Below are 7,893 nucleotides of genomic sequence, written 5' to 3'. Positions count from 1 at the left end.
GGAACATCGAATGTTTATGTAGTAAATGAAGATCTAGCTTGGACTGACTCAAATGATAAAAAAAGATTTGCAAAATATGATGGAAAAATCCTTGTTAGTAGGAAAGAAAATAAAGATTATCAACATCAAAGTCAATTTGATAGATTCAAAGCTTTACGCGAAAGAGAAGGTTTAAAATAAACAAAAAAATCTCTTTTCGGGAAGAAATCAACTAATTTATGTAAAAAACACTTGTTCAAAGAGAGTAGACCCTGTTTGAACAAGCGCTATATTTCTGTAGCGCTATACAAACAACAGAAAACCCGCTATGGCGTCTACAGAAATCGGATGCCTAGCGGGTTTTTGTATTTATTTTCTATCCTGTTGAATGCGATAAATCGTCGTGCGGGATAAACCGGTTCGCTTCGCAATTTGTGTGATACTCTGTCTTTGCTGCAGCTGTTCCACGACCGTGTCGTACAATAACTTATGACGACCTCTTGCTTTCGCGTGGTATTGAATCGCTCTCCCTTTGTATTTTCCTTGTTTTTTGGCGATTTCAATGCCTTCTCGTTGTCTCTCTAACAAAAGCTCTCGTTCATATTCTGCTAACGCACCGAGTAATTGTAAAACAAATTGACTATGTATACTTTCACTACGTGTATCAATGTGTTCTTTTAACGAACGAACCATGCGGGACAAGTCCGTTACGACAATCACATCACGAAAACGAATATGTTGTAATAATCCTTGTAATATGGGACGTTCTTTCGTTGCGCCACTTTCTTTTTCCTCTACGATGTATTCACATCCAAATTCCTGTAATTGCTGGATCTGTCTCTCTAGATTTTGATCTTTGCTGCTGACCCTAGCGTATCCAATCATCATATCTTTTTCCTCTTTCTCTTTGTGTTTCCTACTGCAAGCTAGCATGTTTGTTATGATAAAACAGGAAAAAAGGTTGTGCCATGAATAAGACTCCATGGAACAACCTTTTTTGTATGTATATCGTGTAGATTCCCTATAAACCGTGCGGATTCTTGCTTATTTGTAAGCATAGCGGTATGCAACATGTATGCTTACGCATGGCAAGATAAGACATACATGTTGCAATGTATATGTATGGCAAATTCCTCATTTTTATGACAACAGATGGGGAAAAATGAGAAAACCCTCTCTGTCATCGACGTTCAAACAGGGTCTACTCTTGGCATGCAGCGTGCTGGTTTTTCCTGTCTATCTTTTTACACTGTATGGTGTGATATACCAAAATAGAACCGTCATTATTCTTCTTTGATTCATCTATTTACAAATAAATCGCTCATTAAGAAGCTGTATGACAGGTTCTCAATGAGCGATTCAATACAAGATGATCTTTGCTATACCGATTCCCCTATTACTATATGTCCCTCCCTTTTCTTTGGTTCCAAACATAAAACAAATGCCTAATAGGTGCGATACAAATGATGATGTATCAGGTATCGTATGTACAGACGGTTTCTTGTTTTCTTTCCTCTTCCCCTCAATTCACTCTAACGCCTCTATCACCACGATAGGAGCGTTTTGATCTTCGTATGTATTTTTGTATTATTTATAAATAAAAACGCAATACGGAGGAATCTGGACCTTTTGAGAGGGTATGGGGGTTGTCCCTTTTGTTTTTGGGTGTGAGGTATGGTTGGGGGTTTGGGGGCTAGCCCCCATGGTGTACGTCACAAAACATGATGTAAGCATCTCATTAAGAACGATCGCACAGGGCGGTTCGGCAGGTATACTTGCTGATCCAAGTCGAACAACACCATCTTCGTTTTTGGTTTGTTCGGCTTGGCGATAATAATACACCTGCCGAAAAAAATTCCGCAAGGATGCAGCGAAGCGAAAAAGGTGGAGATTTTTGAGTGATTTTTACTCAAAAATACTACCTGTTCCTTCCGGAACTTTTAACTATAAATATAAGAGTGAGATAGAGAAAATGAACAAATCCTTTTATATCAAGGGTTTGTTCACTATTGAGTGTTGCCAAAAAGCCACACCTATTTTTTTCCATCTATCACAAAAAAAGAAAGATGTCAATATAAATTAACATCTAAAATAAATAAATTGGTAGTTTATGTTTTTTTCCCTGTTCACAAATAAAATTACGTAATGATTTCTTAAAAATATGTTGAGTTACTCTATCAATCCCATCTTTAGGACTACAACACATTATATTAGAGTACAAGTTCTACCATCTTCTGTAGTAGTACCTGACTCAGCAACAGCTAAAATCCCTTTATACATTAAACCATTCATCATCTTTGAAATTTTTGAGCGATCTCTACTTAATTCTTTAGCTAAATAACTAGGTGTAGCACTATCAGAAGAGAATTCATGTTGCTTATTAATTTTCTCTATTAAAATATTTGTTTTAAATTCTATATAAGGTACTAAATCCATTAAAAAAGCTTTTTCAGAATTAGAAAGATATCCTATTTTACACAAGTAATTAATATTATCTGTAATTATTTGCACAAATTTCACCCTATCACTTGGTTTTCTTTTTTTACCAATAAAATATTCTTCACCACCAGATATTTTATTTAAAACCTGTAACATCATAGCTTTTTCTTCTTTAGAAAAACCATTATTACTAGATAATTCCTCATAAATATAATTAATTTTACTATCCCTAATTTTAGCATTCTTTTCCACATCTTCAAAATTAATAATGTTTTTACTCATTTTCTCACTCCTTATTTTGTAGAAGGAGTACGTTCAATGTGATAAAATATATCCTTAAGAACAAAACTCCAATCTATTATTTTAAAAATCCCCTGCAAGTTTCCTAGGCTCGAGGGGATTTTTATTTTTTCTAATATTCTATCTATCCATTATAACATGGAAATATTGTCTAAAAATAATAGAAAAGAATACCAAATATTAGCATTTAATCCTAATTAAAATACTTATTTGTTTCCCTCCATATCTTTAAAAACGACGTTGACTCGTTTTCTCTTTCACAAATGTAAACGCAAAAATAAATGAACCGATTCCAATGACTCCCATCAGAATTGCCATCACAAGCCAACCCCATGTAAATGTTTGTGAAACCATTTCATATAATTTAGATATTCCTAACACGTTCCAAATCCCCCACTTTAAACCCGTTACCATAATAACTGCAATCAGAGCATACAATAAGACTTGTACCACAGACACACATACTTCTTCGATTTTCTTTGTTTTGATCCGCATATTATGTACGTCACTTGTTTTTTGCTCTAACTGATGTACTTTGTGATAAAAATCCGTCACAAGTCTATCTGTTTTCTTCTCAAAACTTTCTCCTACACTCTTATTCATTTGCTGAAAATAGTGGTTTAGCGTTTCCCTCAAATTATCTCTCAAGACTTGGTCCATCTCTTGTAATTGCTCGACTTTGTTGTTCAAGTTCTCGTTGCTGCTTCTGTTCATTTTGCTGACGGAGAGTATTTGCTCGCTCACGAGCTTGTTGTTTTTCTCGATATTTTCTGCTAATTGGTCGATACGCTCTGCTATCAGTTCGTTCTGATGTTCTATCTCTGACATTCTCATTCGATAATGGATTTGTTCGCTTGTGCTCATTTCCAGCAATAGATTGTCCTTTTGTTTGATTTTCTCTAATTCGTCGCGCAAAGCCATGTTCTATTCCTCCTATTTCATAGTCGTAACCTAACTTACTTCCGCGTACCCATTTTAAAGCCTCAGGATGCTTGTAGGAGATTGTTTTTTCTCTTAATCTAGTTTCGATACCTAAATTATCTAAGAACGCTGAGAGACCCTTTATATCGCTCGTACGAGTTTTCCCTATATCAACCGCTTGTCGTATTTCGTCTTTCCATGACGTTTTCCCTTTTTTTAGCAATGATTTCTCCGCTGCCGTGTACCTTACTAAAGCTTGTTTTTCTGTAACAATTGACAATCCTCGTTCCTGACAAATTCTATCATTCTCACTTTTTACGAAATCTCGTTGTTTATTATTACTGTGATACTTTTTGCCAGTTTCCATATTAACGGCATGTATCACAATATGATTATGGATATGTTCTGTATCACTATGTGTATAAATAGCAACTTGATAGTCTTTTGCCACAGATTGAGCTAACTCCAATCCAATGCTATTCGCTTCTTCTGGTGTTACTTCTCCAGGTTTAAAAGACTGAATAATCGTATGCGCCTGGATTCCATTCTCTTTTCCATACAACATTCTTACTGATTTGAATGTTGACTTTGCATAATCCACATCACAATTGTAACCACTTTTTACAACTGCCCGTTTTTCCGCATAATTGATTGTTTGACTTGCTGATTTTGTGTTTCCTAGTTTAGTTGTTGCCATAACTCACTCACTTCTTTTCTTAGTTGCTCGATATTATCATGTAAACGTTGCCAATCTATATTACCATCCTTGTGTGTATGACAATATTTCGCAATTTGATTCATGTTATTTCCCATCTGACTCAAATTCCTCGCAATCCTTTGTCTTGTCTCCTTATCAAATTTCGGAGAAATTAGTCGACTCCCTTGTGCCTTTTTCTTCACAAAATTTGGCACACTCATTCCCAAAGTATCAGCTGACTGCTGCAACTTTACAAATTCTTCTTCGCTTATCCGAAAACTGATTTGTCTCGGCTCTTTTCGGTTTGGATCTTTCCGAAAAGTTCTAGACAGCCCTTTATTTTGTTCACTCATCAAGTCCCATCCCTTCATTCCGTTTGCAACGGAAGCGTCATTCCAAATTGGTCGTACGACCTCCAATTTTATCATTGACGCAAGGAATTTGGCAAGCGTCGCATTTGCTAGCCACTTCGTGGCGCAAATACAGCTTGTGGGGGCTTCCCCCAATCCCCCTTTTTGTTTTTGCTACCGCAAAAATTGGCTTACATTCGTTAGCCAATTCAAACCTTGGGCGTTGCCCAAACCCACTGGGGAACTTTTCCCCAGACCCCCTTAGTCCAACTCCCCAACCCCTCATTCCTTGAGGGGCTCCCTCGCCGGTTGGCAGGCCAAAACGTACCGTTTTGACACAACAAGAGGGTCTTGGGTCTTGTTCGTTTGTCCATTCCTTAATGCTCCTTCTCTTCCCTTCGGTTCGTTCGTCCGCTTACCATGGACAAACACCTCATTTGGATTTCTCCTCTTTTTTCTTCTTTTCCTGACATACGTCCAGTCCGATACGGATTAGCTTTCATACCCTATACTAAAACTATAGAAATAAGGTGATTGTTATGTCATTTTCTTCGGAAAACACACCTGTTTTACCGGATGTTTTGGTTCCTTCCGTTCCTGTCGTTCTTCCTCTTTTAGAACCCACCATTCCGGTTACACCCACACAAGAAGCAGCGTTACTGAATTTATTTGTTGCACTACAAGATCGCGTCGCCAACTATTTTGCCAACCCTAGTTTAGCGAACAATCAAGCGTTACAGCTTTTACTGTCTCAAATGTATCAAGAGTTATTAGCAGAATATCCGTATGATGCGGTTGTCTATATTTTGTATTTAATTCTTAAAGTGTTTGATTTACTAAACACACCACCGGTACAACCTGGACAAATTGCGACAGTCATGCAAGCGCTGTATGTCGCACTCGAAATTTTTACCAGTCAATTACTGTTTACATCCCCGCTTCCTCAAAATCAGATTCTCACTGTCTTGGTCAATTGTGTCGCAATCACAGCTGCCTTTTTACCGGGTGGCATAGGACCTACCGGGCCTACAGGTGCCACAGGACCTACAGGTGCCACAGGACCTACAGGACCCTCTGGTACAGGTAGTACTGGGCCTACCGTCGTTAATAATATTTATGTGACAAACTATGGAGACAGTCCAGGTAGTGTCTCTGTCATTGCAGGTACACCGAATCATGTGATTATGACGATTACTGTTGGAAATACTCCTGAAGGAGTAGCAACGAATGATCTAACCAATCGTATTTATGTTATTAATCAAAGCGCAAGTTCACCAAGCGTTTCTGTTATTGATGGAACAAATAATGGCGTGATTGCTACTATTCCTGTTGGTTCTGGTCCTATAGAGGCTGCCGTTAATGAAATAACGAATCGGATTTATGTTACTAATCAAATCACAAGTCCACCAAGCGTTTCTGTCATCGATGGTACTAATAATGGTGTTATTGCTACTATTACTGTCGGAACAGCACCTCGTGGAATAGCCGTTAATGAAATAACGAATCGGATTTATGTTACTAATCAAAACGCAAGTCCACCAAGCGTTTCTGTCATCGATGGTACTAATAATGGTGTTATTGCTACCATTACTGTTGGGAGAAGCCCTCATGGAATCGCAATTAATGAAATAACCAATCGCATTTATGTCGCTAATTTTCTTGATGATACAGTTTCTGTAATTAATGGTACTAACAACGGAGTTATTACTTCTGTTACTGTTGGAGATCAACCTTGGGGAGTAGCAGTAAATGAAATAACGAATCGGATTTATGTTACTAACTATTTACCACAAGGAAATGGCACAGTCTCTGTCATTGATGGCAGTAATAATGGAGTCATTGCTACTGTGACTGTTGGGAAATCACCTCGAGCAATTGCAATTGATGAAATCTTAAATTATATTTATATCACTAATCAGGGAGACAATAATGTTTCCGTCATTGATGGAAATAATAATGGTGTTATTGCTACTATTCAAGTTGGCAGTTCTCCTATTGGAATCGCAGTCAAAGAACCACCGATTATTTAAGAAAAACCAGAGTGAATATATTCCTTTCACTCTGGTTTTTTCTCTTTTTTAATGTATTTTAAATTATTTCAACCACATCAAATATTTTGTATGTAACATCCCTCTGTGTCGTCCTTTATCTATGACACTATTCAAATTGAACAATTTTCTTATCTACATGAGAATGATATTTTCTGTTGGTTTAGGGCTAACTCTAAACACACAAGTCGTATATAAATCAAGCATGAGCTGACTTTTTCGATTTATATTTCTGCCTATATCAAACAGAAATCCCATGGAACCCTTTGTTTTTGGGAGAGAGTGCTGGCTGGGGGTATGGGGGCTAGCCCCCATGGTGTACGTCACAAAAAATGATGTAAGCCTCTCATTTTGGACGATAGAACAGGGCGGTTCGGCGGGTATACTGGCTGATCCAAGTCGAGCAACTTTATTTTCGTTTTTGGTCTGATCGGCTTGGCAATATATCAAATCCCGCCGAATTCCACCAAACAAGGGCAAAAGAGTGGAGATTTTTTGAGTGTTTTTCTCAAAAAATACGACTCGACCCTTGTTTGGTGGAAAGCCCTTTTAAGAGATATAGAAAGGAAACTAGTAAAAACGTTGATATAGAAGGGTTGTCTAGTTTAATAGGTTGCACCGTATGCAAGGTATAGGTTGCATAGCTGATGCAACCTATTTGCAATAGAATGTAGCTTTTTCGCAATATTCTATTGCGTTTGTTTTTACCATATGATACCTTATTTGCAATGGAATATTGCAAATAAGGTACGTATAGGTTGCATAGTTGATGCAACCTTAAAAAATGAGGGGAGGTATTAAAAAATTGGAAGATAAAAAAATAACATTAGAATTGACTAAAGACGAGTTTAACAAACTTCAAAAACTACTAGAATTTGAAAAAAACGAAGAAAAAAAACATACACAAAAAGAGGAAGAAAAGAAAAATTATAATTTTATACAGTTATATAGAGACCATATGTCCGAAATGCGTTGGTTAATGACTAATCATCAATTTGCTAGTTCCATACTCTTTTTTATTATTGAACATATGGATAATAGAAATGCTTTAGCTTGTTCTTATTCTGTTTTTGAAGATTATTTCGAAAAACATAAAACCACAATTTATAGAAACCTTAAAATTCTTGAAGACAATGGATTTATATCAATCTTAAAGATG

The 7,893-nt window shown here is 36.9% G+C and carries 6 protein-coding genes and 2 pseudogenes; 3 read left to right on the top strand and 5 right to left on the bottom strand.

Translation table 11 applies throughout. From position 1 onward, the window contains the following. A pseudogene (locus tag MKX74_RS27990) lies at positions 1–180 on the top strand (replication protein); the annotation flags it as partial. A gap of 168 nt (positions 181–348) precedes the next feature. On the opposite strand, the gene MKX74_RS27985 reads toward MKX74_RS27990, so the two are convergent. The 5 genes and pseudogenes from MKX74_RS27985 to MKX74_RS27965 all read right to left on the bottom strand — a co-directional run bounded on the left by MKX74_RS27985 (position 349) and on the right by MKX74_RS27965 (position 4,689). Beyond that, positions 349–867, bottom strand: a complete 519-nt coding sequence (locus MKX74_RS27985) for a recombinase family protein (RefSeq protein WP_341180696.1) — start codon at positions 865–867, stop codon at positions 349–351. Positions 868–2,065: 1,198 nt separating this feature from the next. Next, a pseudogene (locus MKX74_RS27980) lies at positions 2,066–2,700 on the bottom strand (MarR family transcriptional regulator). 246 nt (positions 2,701–2,946) lie between these two features. After that, the gene (locus MKX74_RS27975; protein ID WP_341180695.1) at positions 2,947–3,321 is read right to left on the bottom strand and encodes a hypothetical protein; all 375 of its coding nucleotides are present in this window, start codon (positions 3,319–3,321) and stop codon (positions 2,947–2,949) included. A 34-nt stretch (positions 3,322–3,355) separates the two neighbouring features. After that, positions 3,356–4,336, bottom strand: a complete 981-nt coding sequence (locus MKX74_RS27970; protein WP_341180694.1) for a relaxase/mobilization nuclease domain-containing protein — start codon at positions 4,334–4,336, stop codon at positions 3,356–3,358. Continuing rightward, on the bottom strand, positions 4,318–4,689 hold the full coding sequence (locus tag MKX74_RS27965) for a MobC family plasmid mobilization relaxosome protein (RefSeq protein ID WP_341180693.1): 372 nt from the start codon (positions 4,687–4,689) through the stop codon (positions 4,318–4,320). The genes MKX74_RS27970 and MKX74_RS27965 overlap by 19 nt, the downstream gene beginning before the upstream one ends. 536 nt (positions 4,690–5,225) lie before the next feature. Between MKX74_RS27965 and MKX74_RS27960 the strand changes: the two genes are divergently transcribed. Together MKX74_RS27960 and MKX74_RS27955 are read left to right on the top strand one after the other, a co-directional pair. Beyond that, on the top strand, positions 5,226–6,716 hold the full coding sequence (locus tag MKX74_RS27960; protein ID WP_341180692.1) for a YncE family protein: 1,491 nt from the start codon (positions 5,226–5,228) through the stop codon (positions 6,714–6,716). An 823-nt stretch (positions 6,717–7,539) separates the two neighbouring features. Continuing rightward, positions 7,540–7,893: replication/maintenance protein RepL (locus MKX74_RS27955; protein ID WP_445667339.1), on the top strand; the 354-nt coding region annotated here is incomplete at its 3' end.

This window comes from Paenibacillus sp. FSL K6-1230 (assembly GCF_038002385.1).
Classification (GTDB): domain Bacteria; phylum Bacillota; class Bacilli; order Paenibacillales; family Paenibacillaceae; genus Paenibacillus; species Paenibacillus massiliensis.
Note: the sequence above shows the minus strand (reverse complement) of the source record. Positions and strands in the feature narration are given on the sequence as shown.

Excerpts from the sequence above, each read along its gene's own strand:
- MKX74_RS27985 (WP_341180696.1), bottom strand. The coding sequence starts at position 867 with ATGATGATTGGATACGCTAGGGTCAGCAGCAAAGATCAAAATCTAGAG.
- MKX74_RS27970 (WP_341180694.1), bottom strand. The coding sequence starts at position 4,336 with ATGGCAACAACTAAACTAGGAAACACAAAATCAGCAAGTCAAACAATC.
- MKX74_RS27975 (WP_341180695.1), bottom strand. The coding sequence starts at position 3,321 with ATGAATAAGAGTGTAGGAGAAAGTTTTGAGAAGAAAACAGATAGACTT.
- MKX74_RS27960 (WP_341180692.1), top strand. The coding sequence starts at position 5,226 with ATGTCATTTTCTTCGGAAAACACACCTGTTTTACCGGATGTTTTGGTT.
- MKX74_RS27965 (WP_341180693.1), bottom strand. The coding sequence starts at position 4,689 with ATGAGTGAACAAAATAAAGGGCTGTCTAGAACTTTTCGGAAAGATCCA.